Source organism: Streptomyces sp. NPDC015032, from assembly GCF_043080425.1.
Taxonomy (GTDB): Bacteria; Actinomycetota; Actinomycetes; order Streptomycetales; family Streptomycetaceae; genus Streptomyces.
Genome location: NZ_JBIBVN010000010.1, coordinates 166,559 through 181,102, shown reverse-complemented (window position 1 = coordinate 181,102; position 14,544 = coordinate 166,559). Strand labels below are relative to the sequence as shown.

15 protein-coding genes are annotated in these 14,544 nt (G+C 70.4%); 11 read left to right on the top strand and 4 right to left on the bottom strand.

What is annotated here, in order from left to right; genetic code table 11:
* Positions 1–59: 59 nt before the first annotated feature.
* The 3 genes from ACF08M_RS17310 to ACF08M_RS17300 all read right to left on the bottom strand — a co-directional run bounded on the left by ACF08M_RS17310 (position 60) and on the right by ACF08M_RS17300 (position 3,119).
* Positions 60–1,937, bottom strand: coding sequence for a protein kinase (locus ACF08M_RS17310; RefSeq protein WP_392186087.1), 1,878 nt, complete (start codon positions 1,935–1,937; stop codon positions 60–62).
* 130 nt (positions 1,938–2,067) lie between these two features.
* A complete protein-coding gene (locus ACF08M_RS17305; RefSeq protein WP_392186086.1) occupies positions 2,068–2,529 on the bottom strand; it encodes a MarR family winged helix-turn-helix transcriptional regulator in 462 nt (153 codons plus the stop codon).
* Positions 2,526–3,119, bottom strand: coding sequence for a type 1 glutamine amidotransferase family protein (locus ACF08M_RS17300; protein WP_392186085.1), 594 nt, complete (start codon positions 3,117–3,119; stop codon positions 2,526–2,528). Before ACF08M_RS17300 ends, ACF08M_RS17305 begins: the two co-directional genes overlap by 4 nt.
* 175 nt (positions 3,120–3,294) lie before the next feature.
* Here ACF08M_RS17300 and ACF08M_RS17295 point away from each other — a divergent pair, with 175 nt between their 5' ends.
* The 3 genes from ACF08M_RS17295 (at position 3,295) to ACF08M_RS17285 (ending at position 6,346) form a co-directional block, all read left to right on the top strand.
* Positions 3,295–4,668 carry an aspartate aminotransferase family protein gene (locus tag ACF08M_RS17295; protein WP_392186084.1) on the top strand — a complete coding sequence of 458 codons (1,374 nt, stop codon included), beginning with the start codon at positions 3,295–3,297 and terminating at the stop codon, positions 4,666–4,668.
* Between the two features lie 122 nt (positions 4,669–4,790).
* Positions 4,791–5,540 carry a GntR family transcriptional regulator gene (locus ACF08M_RS17290; protein WP_392186083.1) on the top strand — a complete coding sequence of 250 codons (750 nt, stop codon included), beginning with the start codon at positions 4,791–4,793 and terminating at the stop codon, positions 5,538–5,540.
* Between the two features lie 155 nt (positions 5,541–5,695).
* A complete protein-coding gene (locus tag ACF08M_RS17285) occupies positions 5,696–6,346 on the top strand; it encodes a hypothetical protein (protein ID WP_392186082.1) in 651 nt (216 codons plus the stop codon).
* 71 nt (positions 6,347–6,417) lie between these two features.
* Here ACF08M_RS17285 and ACF08M_RS17280 read toward each other — a convergent pair whose 3' ends face one another.
* Positions 6,418–7,194, bottom strand: a complete 777-nt coding sequence (locus ACF08M_RS17280; RefSeq protein WP_392186153.1) for an SLATT domain-containing protein — start codon at positions 7,192–7,194, stop codon at positions 6,418–6,420.
* A gap of 371 nt (positions 7,195–7,565) precedes the next feature.
* On the opposite strand from ACF08M_RS17280, the gene ACF08M_RS17275 reads away from it, so the two are divergent.
* From ACF08M_RS17275 to ACF08M_RS17240, 8 genes are all read left to right on the top strand, one after another.
* A complete protein-coding gene (locus ACF08M_RS17275; protein ID WP_392186152.1) occupies positions 7,566–7,901 on the top strand; it encodes a YbaB/EbfC family nucleoid-associated protein in 336 nt (111 codons plus the stop codon).
* Positions 7,902–7,958: 57 nt separating this feature from the next.
* Entirely contained in the window at positions 7,959–8,558 is a 600-nt protein-coding gene (recR, locus tag ACF08M_RS17270; protein ID WP_392186081.1) for a recombination mediator RecR, read from the top strand.
* Positions 8,551–8,823, top strand: a complete 273-nt coding sequence (locus ACF08M_RS17265; protein WP_392186080.1) for a hypothetical protein — start codon at positions 8,551–8,553, stop codon at positions 8,821–8,823. The genes recR and ACF08M_RS17265 overlap by 8 nt, the downstream gene beginning before the upstream one ends.
* On the top strand, positions 8,816–9,475 hold the full coding sequence (locus tag ACF08M_RS17260; RefSeq protein ID WP_392186079.1) for a DUF5063 domain-containing protein: 660 nt from the start codon (positions 8,816–8,818) through the stop codon (positions 9,473–9,475). The genes ACF08M_RS17265 and ACF08M_RS17260 overlap by 8 nt, the downstream gene beginning before the upstream one ends.
* Positions 9,476–9,907: 432 nt before the next feature.
* Positions 9,908–11,179: an aspartate kinase gene (locus ACF08M_RS17255; RefSeq protein ID WP_392186078.1), complete on the top strand. Its 1,272-nt coding sequence runs from the start codon at positions 9,908–9,910 to the stop codon at positions 11,177–11,179.
* On the top strand, positions 11,176–12,240 hold the full coding sequence (locus tag ACF08M_RS17250) for an aspartate-semialdehyde dehydrogenase (RefSeq protein ID WP_392186077.1): 1,065 nt from the start codon (positions 11,176–11,178) through the stop codon (positions 12,238–12,240). Before ACF08M_RS17255 ends, ACF08M_RS17250 begins: the two co-directional genes overlap by 4 nt.
* Before the next feature lie 359 nt (positions 12,241–12,599).
* The gene (locus tag ACF08M_RS17245) at positions 12,600–13,175 is read left to right on the top strand and encodes a SigE family RNA polymerase sigma factor (protein ID WP_392186151.1); all 576 of its coding nucleotides are present in this window, start codon (positions 12,600–12,602) and stop codon (positions 13,173–13,175) included.
* Positions 13,172–14,479 (top strand): hypothetical protein, encoded by a 1,308-nt coding sequence (locus ACF08M_RS17240; RefSeq protein WP_392186076.1) that lies wholly within the window; start codon positions 13,172–13,174, stop codon positions 14,477–14,479. Before ACF08M_RS17245 ends, ACF08M_RS17240 begins: the two co-directional genes overlap by 4 nt.
* The last annotated feature ends 65 nt before the right edge of the window (positions 14,480–14,544 follow it).

Here is a 14,544-nt window from a genome sequence, read left to right as displayed (position 1 = left end):
GGGCGCGGCGCTCCCACGGCCAGTCGGTCAGTCCGTCAGTCGGTCAGTCCGTCAGTCCGTCAGTCGTTCTTGGTGTAGGTGAGCTGTTCGCCGGTGTCCGTGTTCTCGCGGCGCAGGGAGCCGTCCGGGAGGAGGGTGAGCGTGGTGGGTTTGCCCGCGGTGCAGGACGACATGGGTTCGCCGACGACGACGGTGGAGGGGCCGACTTCGACGGGTCCGTTGGGGGATGGTTCGGCGGTCAGGTCCGCCCGGAAGACGCAGTGGTAGGAGCCGCCGCCGTCCAGTGGTCCGTCCGCGGTGAGGGTGAGGACGGTCTCGCCGACCGTGCCCTGCTTGACGGCGAGTTCCCGGGTGGTGCGGCCCACGGCGTTGTCGATGGAGCCGGACCAGGTGCCGAGGTAGTCGGCCGGGACGGAGCCGTCGCTGTTCTTCTTCTTGTCGGAGGGGGCGGGATCCGGGGATGACGGATCGTCGGTGGTGGGGGAGTCCGAGGAGGAGGAAGGGGACGGCTCGGGCGTCAAGCCCCTGTCGTTCATGAGCGTGTAGACGGACCCGCCCGCGCCGATGGCGACGAGCACGGCGACTGCGACGAGGGCGATGGTCGCGCCCTTCCCGCGGCGGGCGGGTTCGGGGCCGGGCTGCGGGGCGGTGGGGCAGAGGGGGCCGTACGGGGGCGTGGCATCGAACCCCGGCTGTTGCGGCGACGTCGGCGGCTGGTGCTGGTGCTGGTGCTGGTGTTGTTGCTGATGTTGCGGATATCCGTGACCGGAGTAGTTCTGCTGGGTGGGCGGCTGTTGCGGAGAGCCGTACGCGGGGGAGGGCGGCGGCCCGAAGGACGGGGTGGATATGGGCGCACCGGCCGTCGGGTGCAGCGTGTGGCCGGCGCCGGGCGGCGGTTCGGGGGTGGGGTGCCCGGCAGGCGGCGCGGCCGGTGCGGGCGCCGAGGGCACGGAGGGTGCCAGGGTTGCCTGGTCCAGGACGGTGTCCGGCCTGGTCGGGTCCTCCGGATCCTCGGAGTCCAGCAGTTCGACGGCGTGGCGCCCGAGTTGGGCGATGAGCGCGCCCGGCAGCCAGGGTTCCGTCGTATCGTGGTCGGCCAGGCGTTCCAGGATCGCGTCCGGCGTCGGACGGGCGGCAGGGTCCTTGCGCAGGCAGTCCCTGACCAGTTCGACGAGGTCCACGGGGACGCCGGTCAGGTCCGGGTCCCCCTGCGCGATCCGGAACATCTGCGCGTGCACGCGGCTGTCGGAGACCCCGAACGGAAGCCGGCCGGTCGACGCGTACGCCAGTACCGAGCCCAGGCAGAACACATCGCACGCCGGCGTCACGCGCTCGCCCCGTACCTGCTCGGGCGACATGAAGCCGGGCGAACCGACCAGGGCCCCGGTGCGGGTGAGGCCGCTGTCGACGGCGGTGTCGAGTGCCCGGGCTATACCGAAGTCGATGACGCGTGGTCCGTCGATCGTCAGCAGGATGTTGGAGGGCTTGAGGTCGCGATGGATGAGCCCGGCGGCGTGGATGGCCCGGAGAGCATGGGCGAGGCCGGCGCCCAGAATGTGGACCGAACGCTCGGGCAGGGGACCGTACGCACCGGAAGCCGGCCCCGTGCGGGCGCCCGCACGGCCGGAGACGGTGGCCTGGAGGGAGGGCCCGGCGATGTATCCGGTCGCGACCCAGGGCACGGCGGCCTCGGTGTCGGCGTCCAGCACGGGGGCGGTCCAGGCGGAGCCGACCTGGCGGGCGGCCCGCACTTCCTGGCGGAAGCGGTCGCGGAACTCCTGCTGCTCGGCGAGTTCGCCACGTACCAGCTTGATCGCGACGGTGCGGCCGCGGCCGGAGCGGGCCAGGTAGACCTGGCCCATACCGCCTGCGCCGAGCCGGCCCAACAGGCGGTAGGAGCCGATGCGTTGTGGGTCGGCGGGCCCGAGCTTCTCCATGGTGTGCGTCCTCCCCCGTACGGCGATACGCCGGAACGCGTCGAGGATAACCGCGCGGGATGCGCCCCGGTGGGGCCGGATTTCCACCCCCGGCCGCGAGACGCCGGTGCTGCCCGCTCCGGTTCCGCTCTCAATCGCCGGACGGGCCGGGTACGCCCACCGCCTCGATCGCCACCGACAACCGCTCCAGCACCCGCACCGCCTCCGCGAACTCCGCCTCTCCCAGCTCCTGTGCCAGTCGCGCGGCGAACTCCGCGTGGCCGGGGCCGATCCGGGAGATCGTCGCCCGGCCCTCCTCCGTGGGACGCAGCAGTTTGGCGCGCCGGTGGGCCGGATTCGGCAGGTACTCCGCGAGCCCCTTCCCCACCAGCAGATCCGCGATCCGCTGAACGCTCTGCCGCGTGATCCCCATGACGCGGGCGATCCCGGACACGGACAACGGCTCGGCCAGCACCGCCCCGAGGACCTGCCACCACGCTGCGGTCAGCCCGGCCGGGCGGGCCAACTCATCGGCCACCGCGAGGAATTGGCCGTTCAGGCGGAAGGCGCCGAGTGCGGTCCGGCTGAGCGCGTCCTGCTGCTCGCGGCTCATCCCTGCAACACCTCGTACGCGCTCGCGTCCGAGTCGTGGAAGAGCCGGTACCAGGCGTCGAGCTTCTCGCCCTCGTACACCCCGAGCCGTGCGAAGACCTCACGGGCGAACGCGACCGGTTCGGTCGGCCCGGCCGTGATGAGGTCGCCGTCGGTCACCGCGTCCGCGTCGACGTACCGCTCGCCGCCCTTGTACCCGGTGGCCGCCAGATAGAAGGAGACCGCACTCGTGTGCGCGCGGTCGTCGAGCAGACCCTCGCGGGCCAGCCCCGCTGTGGCGCCGCAGATCGCGGCGACCGGCACCCCCGCGTCCAGGAAGCCGCGGGCCGTCCGGGCGAAGGGGGCGAGTTCGTCGCCGGAGTCCCACAGGCCGGCGCCGGTGAGGATCAGGAGCGCACTGTTCTCGGGGCGCAGCTCCGCGAGTGCGAGATCGGGCTGGACGCGCAGCCCGCCCATGGTGGTCACGGGGTCGGTGGTGGGTCCGACCGTCCGCACCGTGAATCCGGCCCGGGAGAGATGGGCGGTGGTGTGCCCGGCCTCCCAGTCGGCATAGGTGTCGTACACGGCCAGATGTGCGGTCCCGCGGGGCATGGCGCCTCCTGGAGAGGGGAACTGCCGGAATCGTTACGACAGCATGCTGTCATCATGACAACATGCTGTCAAAGATAAACGGGTCGCACCGACCCGACACCCTGCCCACCAGAGCGCCCCGGGCCATACAAGGTGGCCATGTCGAGTCGTCCGCGGTGCGGCCTACGCTCACCGCATGACCCCTCATGCCCCTCATGCCCCGCACATCGACCCCGCTGCCGGTGCGGCCGTGAAGGCCGCCGACCGCGCGCACGTGTTCCACTCCTGGTCCGCCCAGGGCCTGATCGACCCGCTCGCCGTCGCCGGCGCCGAGGGGGCGTACTTCTGGGACTACGACGGCAACCGGTACCTGGACTTCACCAGTGGCCTCGTCTACACCAACATCGGCTACCAGCACCCCACCGTCGTGGCTGCGATCCAGGAGCAGGCGGGCAAGCTCGCCACCTTCGCGCCCGCGTTCGCCATCGAGGCGCGCTCCGAGGCCGCACGCCTCATCGCCGAGCGCACCCCCGGCGACCTGGACAAGATCTTCTTCACCAACGGCGGCGCGGAGGCCGTCGAGAACGCCGTCCGGATGGCCCGGCTGCACACCGGCCGTACGAAGGTGCTCTCCGCCTACCGCTCGTACCACGGCGCCACCTCCACCGCGATCAACCTGACCGGCGACCCGCGTCGCTGGCCGTCCGACAACGGCTCGGCGGGCGTCGTCCGCTTCTGGGCTCCGTTCCTCTACCGCTCGCCGTTCCACGCGGAGACGGAGGCCGAGGAGTGCGCCCGCGCGCTCCAGCACCTGGAGGACACCCTCGCCTTCGAGGGCGCCGGTACCATCGCCGCGATCATCCTGGAGACGATCCCCGGCACGGCGGGCATCATGACGCCGCCGCCCGGCTATCTCGCGGGCGTGCGTGAGATCTGCGACCGGTACGGGATCGTCTTCATCCTCGACGAGGTGATGGCCGGATTCGGACGGACCGGCACGTGGTTCGCCGCCGACCACTTCGACGTGGTCCCGGACCTGATGACCTTCGCCAAGGGCGTCAACTCCGGTTACGTACCGCTCGGCGGTGTCGCTATCTCCGCCGAGATCGCCGCCACCTTCGAGACCCGCGCCTACCCGGGCGGACTGACCTATTCCGGCCACCCGCTGGCCTGCGCGGCCGCGGTCGCCACCATCCATGTGATGGAGGACGAGAAGGTCATCGAGAACGCCGCCCGCATCGGTGAGACGGTTCTCGGCCCCGGTCTCCGTGAACTCGCCGAGCGCCACCCGTCGGTCGGCGAGGTCCGCGGCCTCGGCGCGTTCTGGGCACTGGACCTGGTCCGCGACAGGGAGACCCGCGAGCCGCTGGTTCCGTACAACGCGGCGGGCGAGGCCAACGCGGCGATGGCGGCCTTCGGCGCGGCGGCGAAGAAGAACGGGCTGTGGCCCTTCATCAACATGAACCGCACCCACGCCGTTCCGGCCTGCAACGTCACCGAGGCCGAGGCCAAGGAGGGCCTCGCGGCTCTGGACGCGGCGCTGTCGGTCGCGGACGAGTACACCGTGTAGCGGCGGGGCCCGCGCGGCCCGCCCGTCGGCGCCCCTCCTCCATCCCATCCCCTCCCCTGCCCGGATCCGGGCAGGGGAACCCTGGCTTAAGGTGATCCAAAGCCGAAAAGGGGAGGGGCGCCATGTGCGCGAGCGGAGCTGTAACCCGCAGTACGCTGCGGCAGCAGATCGCGGACGCGCTGCGTGACGAAGTGCTGGCCGGACGTTTGCAGCCGGGACGGGAGTTCACCGTCAAGCAGATCGCCGAACAGTACGGCGTCTCCGCCACCCCGGTGCGCGAGGCGCTCTTCGATCTTTCCGCGCATGGCCTGCTCGAATCAGATCAGCACCGCGGTTTCCGGGTGCATGAGTTCACCGTCGCCGACTACCGGTCGATGGTCGAGGCCCGTGCCCTGGTCACCGACGGAGTCATCCGCGGCCTGTTCGGCGGGCCCGCGCCGACGGAAGCGCAGGCGGCGCGGCACCGGGACTGTCTGGTCGCCGTGCGTCGCAGGGCCCAGGAGGCCGCGCGGGCCGCCCAGGGCGGCGACCTCGACATCCTCATCGGCTACGACCTGCGTTTCTGGCGCGAACTCGACGCGCTCTGGAGCAACACGTACATCAACGATTTCCTGCATCGGCTGCGTGTCCAGACATGGGTGTTCGCGGTGCCGTATCTGCGGCACGACATGAGCGCCAGGGATTGGCTCTGGCACGGCCACCCGGAACTCGTCGCGGCGTTCACGCTCGACGACCACGACGCGGTGCGCGCGGTGCTGGACGACTACAACACCCACGCGCTGAACTGGGCGGGCCGGCTCGCGGCCGGAAATCCGCCACATCCGGGCCACGGCCCGCAGGTTCCGTCCGCCGATGCTCCGGAGCCGGGCTGACCGGGCGACCGCGGGCCGCGGCCGACCCGCATCCGTGGCCGTCGGCCGCTGTGCGTGATGAGCCCACCGCATTACGCTGGCCCGACTGTTGAGAACATTCCGTTGAACCCGTTGAACCGATGACTCGGAAGCGCACCCGTGGAGAGCGAGACTTCGTGGCCTGTGACCTGTGGCTGGTCCCCCTCGTCGATGTGCTGTGCCACAGCCCCGACAACCCGTTCGCCGAAGAGATTGCCGCCTACGACAAAGCACTGGGCGAGGCCGGACTGCCGCCCGTCCCCGTGTACGCGTACATGCCGGGCCTGACCGGCGACGTCGCCCCGGTCGCGGGCTTCGACTACGACGCCCTGCACTTCCTGCGCCGCGCCTACCTGCTCCAGCTCAGCGGACTCGCCGTCACACCCGTCGACGAACTGGGCGGGGACTACGAGCAGTTGCTGGAGATGTTCGAGGTGACGGCCCGGCAGTCCCACCTGGTCTGGCACTACGACCACGCAGGGGCGTACGTTCCACTGGACTTCGCCGCCCCGCTCTCCGACGACGACCTGCTGGAGGGCGGCGGCCCGCTCGGTTCCGCGCACGGGCTGCTGCGGGAGCTGCAGTTCGTCGCCCCGTCCATCGGCATCGATCCGGCGAACCCGCCGGCCGCCCCGCTGCCGCCCATCGGACCGACGTCCCTGGAGGAACCGGCGGGCCCGATTTCGTACGACGGCAGTCCGTTCGCCCGCGAGCGGCATGTCTGGCTGGGCCTGCACGCGGCGGCCACGCGCAGCCTCGCCCAGGGCTCCATGATCATCTTCAGCTGAGGAGGGGCCGGGCCGGCCGGGAACGGGCCGGCCGGAGGCGGCCACGCGTCACCGGGGTCACCGCGGCGAAATCACCGCGGGGACTCCGGAGGCCGCTGCCGCGGCATGTTCGGCCGGGTCATCGTCTGCATCGGGAACCGCCCCGGCTGCACCCCGTGGTCCGTACGCCCGCCGCCGCTGCCCGACGACATCGCCTGCATCCCCATCGGCGCGGGCCCGGCCCGGAACTCCACCATCCAGTCCGCGGTCTCGGTCCGTACGAGTTCCGTGATGTCCTCCGAGAACCGCCGCAGCACCCCCAGGCACCGCTCGGCGGCCTCGCTGGCCGTACCCTCGGTCGGGCCGAGCACCTCCCGCACGCACTCCGACGCCCAGTCGAACTGCAGCACCTGGAGGCGCCGCTGTACGGCCTGAGCGGTGGCGAGATTCCTTATCCAGCCCGAGGTCAGGCCGAAGTACCGGTCGCACGCCATGCACGCGGCGCCCAGCAGCAGCGACAGGAAGCCCCACCCCGCCGACCCGTTCAGCGCCCCGGTGAGATCGAGCAACGGCAGCGCGGCGCCCGCGACCGCCCCGGCCGCCGTACCGATCCGCAGCCCCCTGGCCCCGCGCCGCTTCCACACCCGGTCGCTCAGGTACCAGTCGGCGGTGCGCAGCGCATCGGCCTCGACCCAGCGGTACAGCTCATCGAGGCGTTCGGCGGGCTCGCCCCAGTCGCCGAGCGGGAACGGCGTGCCGGTCAGATCCCGGCCCCGCCCGCCCCGGATGTGTGCGCCGGAGCCCGAACCGGAGGAACCGGCCGAGCCGGCCGAACCGGGCTCGTTGCGGGGCGGCCCTTCGGGCTGCATCTCCGGCTGACTCACCGGGGTACTCCTCTGCATTCTGCGTAGCGACGCCTGATGTGTGGCGGTGTGTTCGACGGTGGGCTGATCACTGCTCTCCGGCGTGGCCGACTGTCCCGCGTACGTAACCTTGCGTGACGGGCGATGGGCCTGTGTGTCTGATGCGCATGCCCTTCCTACCGCCGAATGGTGGGCCGTGGAGTCGAAATCGCGGTATTCCCGGGTGTACGGAGCCTGTGATCAGGTATAGGAGTCACCCCGACGTTGCCTGAACCTCACTCGAAAGAGTTGCCCGCCAGTGGGTGGGGCGCGCTGCGTGGTGACCACGTAGGCTCGGCGTACCGAAACATTTTGTCGTCGAATTGCCAGGAGTGACCGTGATTCCCGGTGGTGGTCAGCCCAATATGCAGCAGTTGCTGCAGCAGGCTCAGAAGATGCAGCAGGATCTCGCCACGGCCCAGGAGGAGTTGGCCAGGACCGAGGTCGAGGGCCGGGCGGGTGGCGGTCTGGTGAAGGCGACCGTGACCGGCTCCGGCGAGCTCCGTGCTCTGGTGATCGACCCGAAGGCCGTCGACCCGGAGGACACCGAGACGCTCGCGGACCTCGTCGTCGCCGCGGTCCAGGCGGCGAACGAGAACGCGCAGCAGCTTCAGCAGCAGAAGCTGGGCCCGCTGGCCCAGGGCCTGGGCGGCATGCCCGGCCTCCCCTTCTGACCTGCGGCCCGAACTCGTAAGTTGTATGTATAGCTCAGGACCAGGAAGGCGTTTCCGTTGTACGAAGGCGTGGTTCAGGACCTCATCGACGAGCTGGGCAGGCTGCCCGGCGTCGGTCCCAAAAGCGCGCAACGGATCGCTTTCCACATCCTGCAGGCCGAGCCGGCCGATGTGCGCCGTCTCGCCCATGCCCTCCTGGAGGTCAAGGACAAGGTCCGGTTCTGTTCGGTCTGCGGCAATGTCGCCCAGCAGGAGCAGTGCAACATCTGCCGGGACGCGCGCCGCGACCAGACGGTCATCTGTGTGGTCGAGGAGCCGAAGGACGTCGTCGCGATCGAGCGGACCCGTGAGTTCCGGGGCCGGTACCACGTACTCGGTGGCGCGATCAGTCCGATCGAGGGCGTCGGCCCCGACGACCTGCGGATCCGCGAGCTGCTCGCCCGTCTCGCCGACGGTTCGGTCACGGAGCTGATCCTGGCGACCGACCCCAACCTGGAGGGCGAGGCCACCGCGACGTACCTGGCGCGGATGATCAAGCCGATGGGCCTGCGGGTCACCAGGCTGGCCAGCGGTCTGCCGGTGGGCGGCGACCTGGAGTACGCGGACGAGGTCACCCTGGGCCGCGCCTTCGAGGGGAGGCGGCTGCTCGATGTCTGATCTCTTCACGGCTACGCCGGCCGACGTCTTCGCGGCCGCGTCGACCGATGTCCTCGCGGCCACGCCAGCCGACCTCTTCGCGGCCACGTCGACCGATGTCATCGCGACCACGCCGGCCGACGTCTTCGCGGCCACGTCGACCGATGTCTTCACGGTCATGTCGGCCGATGTTCTTGCATCGACTCACGACAGCTTTACGTTCAGCGACGCTATGTTCTACTCACCGTTCGCGACCGTGCCCACGGGAGGTCCCCTCGATGTCTGACGCCACGCTGAACTCCGTCACGCAGGACCCCGACGATTTCGCTGTCCAGATCGCCGACCAGATCAAGACGTTCATCGTCGCGGTCACCGAGGTGTCCAAGGTCGAGGAGCCCGAGGAAGCCGTTCCCGTCCTGCTGCTCCAGGTCTCCCAGCTGCTGCTGGCGGGCGGCAGGCTCGGCGCGTACGAGGACATCGTCCCCGACGAGCGCTACGAGCCGGACCTGGGTACGGAGCCGGACGCCGACGGCCTGCGCGAGCGGTTCGCCGCCCTGCTGGAGCCGATCGACGTCTACTCCGAGGTCTTCGACCCGTACGAGCCCCGCAAGGCCCCGGTCCCGGCCCGTATCTCCGACGACCTCGCCGACCTGGTCACCGACCTGCGCCACGGTCTGGCCCACTACGAAGAGGACCGCACGACCGAGGCCCTGTGGTGGTGGCAGTTCTCCTACTTCTCCAACTGGGGTTCCACCGCGTCCGCCACCCTGCGCGCCCTCCAGTCCCTGATCGCCCACATCCGCCTCAACCAGCCCCTCCAGGAACTGGACGGCCTGGACACGGACTCGGAGACCGTCGACGACGACCTGGCCGAGGAGGCGGGCCGGGTGATGGCCGAGGAGATCGCGGGGCCACTGGGCCTGCGGCCGGTGCAGTAGCGGCGGTGCGGACCGGCCGCCCGGCCTCGCCCCCGTCGCACCACGGGGCGCCGTCCCTGGCGAAGCAGGTGCCGCCCGCGTGGGCGGGAGCCGCGGCCAGGGGGACGGCGGAGAGGGGCCAGGAGCACGGGAAGTGCGCGGAGCCGCCGTACGCATGGTGGGGGCCTCCGAAGAGCGGACCGTGGGTTTCCGGTCCACGCTGGAGGTGGACGGCTCGTGAATCGCGGACGCGCCCGCGACGCGTGTGTGCTGGACCACATACGGGAGTGCGGCCCCGATGGGCGGGCAGCAGACCCGTACGAGCAGTTCGGGGGCGCCACGCCGATGATCACGTGCTGAGCGGGACATCTCACCATGTGGTATCAGCGGGGCGTTTCCGGACTGCTCGTTAAACTGAGCCGACCGCAGTAATGGACTGAGCGAGGAGCGCACGTGGGCCTTGTCGTGCAGAAGTACGGAGGCTCCTCCGTAGCCGATGCCGAAGGCATCAAGCGTGTCGCCAAGCGAATCGTCGATGCCAAGAAGAACGGCAACCAGGTGGTTGTCGTGGTGTCAGCGATGGGCGACACGACGGACGAGCTGATCGATCTCGCCGGGCAGGTATCCCCGATCCCTGCCGGGCGTGAGTTCGACATGCTGCTGACCGCCGGAGAGCGGATCTCCATGGCCCTGCTGGCGATGGCGATCAAAAACCTGGGTCACGAGGCCCAGTCGTTCACGGGCAGCCAGGCAGGCGTCATCACCGACTCGGTCCACAACAAAGCGCGCATCATCGATGTGACGCCGGGCCGTATCCGTACGGCGCTGGACGAGGGGAACATCGCGATCGTCGCGGGGTTCCAGGGTGTGTCCCAGGACAAGAAGGACATCACCACCCTCGGTCGCGGCGGGTCCGACACCACCGCCGTCGCGCTCGCGGCCGCGCTGGACGCCGAGGTCTGTGAGATCTACACCGATGTGGATGGTGTCTTCACCGCCGACCCCCGGGTCGTGAAGAAGGCCCGGAAGATCGACTGGATCTCCTTCGAGGACATGCTGGAGCTGGCCGCGTCCGGCTCCAAGGTGCTGCTGCACCGGTGCGTGGAGTACGCACGCCGCTACAACATCCCGATCCATGTCCGCTCGTCCTTCTCCGGACTGCGCGGAACCTGGGTCAGCAACGAGCCGCAAGGGGACCAGAAGGTGGAGCACGCGATCATCTCCGGAGTCGCCCATGACGTCTCCGAGGCCAAGATCACCGTCGTCGGTGTGCCCGACAAGCCGGGCGAGGCCGCCGCGATCTTCCGCGCCATCGCGGACGCCCAGGTCAACATCGACATGGTGGTGCAGAACGTCTCCGCCGCGGCGACCGGTCTGACCGACATCTCGTTCACGCTGCCGAAGTCCGAGGGCCGCAAGGCCATCGACGCCCTGGAGCGGACCCGCGGCACGATCGGCTTCGAGTCGCTGCGCTACGACGACCAGATCGCGAAGATCTCCCTGGTCGGCGCCGGTATGAAGACCAACCCGGGTGTCACGGCGGGCTTCTTCGAGGCGCTGTCGGATGCCGGGGTGAACATCGAGCTGATCTCGACATCCGAGATCCGTATCTCGGTGGTCACCCGCGCCGACGACGTCATCGAGGCCGTGCGCGCCGTGCACACCGCCTTCGGTCTCGACAGCGACTCCGACGAGGCCGTCGTCTACGGGGGCACCGGCCGATGACCGCCCGCCGTCCTTCGCTCGCGGTCGTCGGAGCGACCGGGGCGATCGGCGGTGTCATGCTCCAGATCCTTTCGCAGCACGCGGATGTCTGGGGCGAGGTGAAGCTGATCGCCTCGCCGCGTTCGGCGGGCCGCAAGCTGGTCGTACGCGGCGAGGAGAGCGAAGTCCTCGCACTCACCGAGGACGTCTTCGACGACGTCGACGTGGCGCTGTTCCTGGTGCCCGACGAGGTCTCCGCCCAGTGGGCGCCGATCGCCGCCGCGAAGGGCACGGTCGTCATCGACGACTCCGCCGCGTTCCGCCTGGACGCGGATGTTCCGCTGGTCGTGCCCGAGATCAATCCGCATGCCGTACGGATCAGGCCGCGCGGCATCGTCGCGAGTCCGAACTGCACCACGCTCTCGCTGATCGTCGCGGTCGGTGCGCTGCACGCCGAATTCGGCGTGCGGGAACTGGTCGTCTCCTCGTACCAGGCGGTGAGCGGGGCGGGCCGCGACGGCGTCGCCGCGCTGCGCGAACAGCTGTCGATGGTGGCCGGCACGGAACTGGGCACGAGGCCCGGGGACGTGCGCCGGGCAGTGGGGGACGCGGAAGGCAGCCCCTTTGCCGCACCGGTGGCCCTCAACGTGGTGCCCTGGGCCGGAACCGAGGCCGGGGACGGGTGGTCGTCGGAGGAACTGGCGATCCGCGAGGAGTGCCGCAAGATCCTGGACCTGCCGGGCCTGCGGGTGGCGGCGACCTGTGTGTACGTACCCGTCATCGCGACGCACTCGATGTCCGTGCACGCACGGTTCGAGAACGAGATCGCGGTCGACCGGGCCCACGAGATCCTCGCGACGGCACCGGGTGTGGTGCTGTACGACAGCCCGGCGGCGGGGGACTTCCCGACACCGTCCGACGTGGTCGGCACCGATCCGACCTGGGTCGGGCGGGTGCGCAGGTCGCTGGACGATCCCCGGGGCCTTGAGCTGTTCGTCTGCGGCGACAACCTCCGCAAGGGCGCGGCGCTGAACGTGGCGCAGATCGCCGAATCGGTGGCCGCCGAATTCCCCCGGTCCTGATCGAACCTGTTTTGTACTCTCTGTGAATGCCCTGTGAGCAAGTTGAAGGTCTGAACCTCTTGAGCTGGGGTGTCGGGGTGTCCGACGATGACCTTTCGGCCCGGTGCAACCGCTGGCCGGAAGGCGCGCGTCTATGCGGTCACCTCTTGCGCGGTGGGGCGCGCATTCGGGGCACTTGGGGAAGAGCAGGTACGTATGAGGGCATGTCGCACCGTGTCAAACGCGGTGCCGCGCGCGTACAACCCTGACGGGGGGAAACGTGTCCAACTGGCGTGGCAGAGGTTCTCGAAATCACAGTGGTGGGCCCCCTGCGCGGCACTTCGGTGCGACCGCTCAGACGGCCCCGCGCGCCCGGCGGCATGCCGGTGATCGCGCCGATGCCCGCTGCGCGGCCCGCACGCATGCCGTCGCAGCGCGAGGGCGCTGAGGAGAGCGTGGCTGCCGGAACCACGGTCGACCATCTCACCGAGACCTACCGTGCCCACTACCGTTCGCTGCTCGGCCTCGCGGCGCTCCTTCTGGACGACACCGCCTCGTGTGAGGACGTGGTGCAGGAGGCGTTCATCCGCGTGCACTCGGCGCGCAACCGGGTACGGGACCCCGAGAAGACACTCGCGTATCTGCGTCAGACCGTCGTCAACCTGTCGCGCTCCGCGCTGCGCCGCCGCATCCTCGGGCTGAAGCTGCTCTCCAAGCCTATGCCGGACATGGCGAGTGCGGAGGAGGGCGCGTACGACCAACTGGAGCGGGATGCGCTGATCAAGGCGATGCGGGGACTGCAACGGCGCCAGCGGGAGGTACTGGTGCTGCGTTACTTCGCGGACATGACGGAGGCTCAGGTGGCCGAGACCCTGGGCATATCGCTGGGCTCGGTCAAGGCCTACGGCTCGCGTGGGATCGCGGCGCTGCGCGTCGTGATGGAGGCGCAGGGATGAGCCGGCGCGACCACGGAAACGAGAACAGCCGCGAGAACGGCCGCGACCACGGAAACGAGACCGGCCGCGAGCACGAGTCCCGGATCGACCGGACTGGAAACGGAATTGTGAACGACGGGCCGGAGCGCGACGGGCCGGAACGCGAGGGACCGGGGAACGACGGGCCGGAACGCGAGGGATCGGGGAACGACGGGTCGGGGAACGGCGGGTCGGAGCGTGTCGCGCAGGTGAATGCGGCTGCCGACCCGGGTGCGGACTTGGATGCGGACTCGGATGCGGGCGGGGGCGCGGACCTGGACGAGGTCGCGCTGCGCCGCATGCTGCACGGGGCCGTCCAGCACATCGAACCCGGTGACGGCACCCTCGACCTGCTGCAGCGCGCGGTGCCCGCCCGGCGTGCCCGGCGACGGCAGGCCGTCGTCGGCATGGCAGCGGCGGCGCTGCTCATCGGCACGGCCGTCCCCGCCTTCGTCCATGTCGCGAACTCCGACGGTGCGAACGCCGCCAACCCCGCGATCGCCGGACACGGCGAGCAGGCGCAGGGCGGCAACGGCACCGAGAACGGCTCGGCGGCCGACGGGAAGAGCGACGGCGGCAGCACCGGCGGACAGGCCGACGGCGGCCCGAGCCCCTCCACGAGCACGAGCAGCCCGTCCGACAGCCGCGGCCAGGGCACCGATGGCGGTCTGGCCGGCGGGGTCTTGGACCCGTCCGCCTCCGCGGCGGCGGCCATGCCGGACTGCGACCCGGGACAGCTCTCGGTCGCCTCGGCCGAGACGGGCGCGGCCGGTGCCGACGGCACGGTGTACGGCACCTTCCGGATCGCCAATGTCTCCGGCACAGGCTGTTCGGTGAGCAGTGGCGGCAGTGTGGGCTTCCAGGCGATGGGCGCGGCGGACCCGTCCAGGATCACGGTTGTCCAGCACACGGCGGGTGACGCCGCGGCCGGGCTGCCCGACCCCTCACAGGAGCAGGGGACGGTGCGGCTGAAGCCCTCCATGGCGTACGAGGTGAAGTTCGCCTGGGTACCGAAGGACACCTGCCCGGCCTCCGGAGGTTCACCGAGCCCGACACCGACGGACGGCGCGGGTGGCGCCACGTCCGCTGGTCCCGGTGCGGGCACGCCGGACGGGGTCACTGACACGAGTCCGCAGCTCGGAAGCGAGGACGGTGGCGGGACGCTGGACGGCAGCGTCGCCGTCACGCACACGCCGGAACCCGGAGCGCCGGTCGCGGAGGCGAAGATCACCAACGCCTGCGCGGGCACGATCTACCGGACCGGGGTGCTGGCTCCCGCGACGTGACGGGACGGGTGTTACGGGACGGGTGTTACGGGACGGAGCGCGACGCCGGGACGAGGTCTGCGCGT

Bases quoted from the DNA above. Each gene is read 5' to 3' on its own strand.
- ACF08M_RS17310 (WP_392186087.1), bottom strand. From the start codon at position 1,937: ATGGAGAAGCTCGGGCCCGCCGACCCACAACGCATCGGCTCCTACCGC.
- ACF08M_RS17305 (WP_392186086.1), bottom strand. From the start codon at position 2,529: ATGAGCCGCGAGCAGCAGGACGCGCTCAGCCGGACCGCACTCGGCGCC.
- ACF08M_RS17300 (WP_392186085.1), bottom strand. From the start codon at position 3,119: ATGCCCCGCGGGACCGCACATCTGGCCGTGTACGACACCTATGCCGAC.
- ACF08M_RS17295 (WP_392186084.1), top strand. From the start codon at position 3,295: ATGACCCCTCATGCCCCTCATGCCCCGCACATCGACCCCGCTGCCGGT.
- ACF08M_RS17290 (WP_392186083.1), top strand. From the start codon at position 4,791: ATGTGCGCGAGCGGAGCTGTAACCCGCAGTACGCTGCGGCAGCAGATC.
- ACF08M_RS17280 (WP_392186153.1), bottom strand. From the start codon at position 7,194: ATGCAGCCCGAAGGGCCGCCCCGCAACGAGCCCGGTTCGGCCGGCTCG.
- ACF08M_RS17265 (WP_392186080.1), top strand. From the start codon at position 8,551: ATGTCTGATCTCTTCACGGCTACGCCGGCCGACGTCTTCGCGGCCGCG.
- ACF08M_RS17260 (WP_392186079.1), top strand. From the start codon at position 8,816: ATGTCTGACGCCACGCTGAACTCCGTCACGCAGGACCCCGACGATTTC.
- ACF08M_RS17250 (WP_392186077.1), top strand. From the start codon at position 11,176: ATGACCGCCCGCCGTCCTTCGCTCGCGGTCGTCGGAGCGACCGGGGCG.
- ACF08M_RS17245 (WP_392186151.1), top strand. From the start codon at position 12,600: ATGCCGGTGATCGCGCCGATGCCCGCTGCGCGGCCCGCACGCATGCCG.
- ACF08M_RS17240 (WP_392186076.1), top strand. From the start codon at position 13,172: ATGAGCCGGCGCGACCACGGAAACGAGAACAGCCGCGAGAACGGCCGC.